General features: G+C 44.2%; 1 pseudogene. It reads right to left on the bottom strand.

The features are described 5' to 3' along the window. Nucleotides 1-203: 203 nt before the first annotated feature. A pseudogene (gene fadH, locus R8N49_RS28775) lies at nucleotides 204-599 on the bottom strand (NADPH-dependent 2,4-dienoyl-CoA reductase); the annotation flags it as partial.

Here is a 599-nt window from a genome sequence, read left to right as displayed (position 1 = left end):
AAGCAAAAGATCGAGAGCTTCCATGAGCGAGTCCTTATTGAATCTAACTGTTATTTTCTTTGCTGCTCACTTTAGCATAATCCTCTCACTCGAATAACAATCTGTTTTTTAGGGATTATCGTGATGATTCACACAAACCGAGATTGACAGAAACAAAAAAGCTGCGCATTACACGCAGCTTTTGAGTCATATAAAGCTTGATGTTATAGCTTCACAGCAAGTTTTACGCCTTGGCGAATTGCGCGTACTGCATCCAACTCACCGGCATGATCAGCGCCACCGATGATATGCAGTTTTTCACCAAGTTCAGACCACTTGTCTTCAAACGGACGTACTGATTCCTGTCCCGCACAAATAACGACTTTATCAGCCTCTAAAAGCTGCGCTTTACCATCTACATGAATGTGTAAACCGTTGTCATCAATTTTGTCATAAGACACTCCACCAAGCAGATGCACTCCGCGTTTTTCTAATGTGCGTTTATGGATCCAACCTGTCGTTTTACCCGGTCCTTTACCAACACGACCTTTGCGACGTTGAAGCACCCACACTTCTTTGTCACTCACCGCGTCTGGGTAAGGGTACAGTCCACCTGGTTG

It is taken from the genome of Vibrio sp. 1978 (genome assembly GCF_033344345.1).
Note: the sequence above shows the minus strand (reverse complement) of the source record. Positions and strands in the feature narration are given on the sequence as shown.